We start from the raw sequence: 233 nt of genomic DNA on the forward strand, positions 1-233 counted from the left end.
GCAAATCAAGACCACAATTAATACAACATGGATTCGGCTTTTCCTCTAATGATTGTCCAAAATAGTGAACTAACGTTTCTCGCATGCAATTATCGAAAGAAATTAGTTTCATTACTTCTTCTACTTTTTGCATTTTTTCAAGCTTCATCGTTTGAAAGATTGTTTTTACTTCGTTCGCCGCCACTTGTCCCATCCAATAATTTAAAACTCGAAAAGCTGTCTCTGAAATTTCT

At 34.3% G+C, this 233-nt stretch carries 1 protein-coding gene; it reads right to left on the reverse strand.

Translation table 11 applies throughout. The features are described 5' to 3' along the window. On the reverse strand, positions 1-193 hold a 193-nt coding region (locus SB749_RS20995; RefSeq protein ID WP_410712023.1), incomplete at its 3' end, for a RecQ family zinc-binding domain-containing protein. Between the last annotated feature and the right edge of the window lie 40 nt (positions 194-233).

It is taken from the genome of Brevibacterium sp. SIMBA_078 (assembly GCF_046534565.1).
Taxonomy (GTDB): domain Bacteria; phylum Actinomycetota; class Actinomycetes; order Actinomycetales; family Brevibacteriaceae; genus Brevibacterium.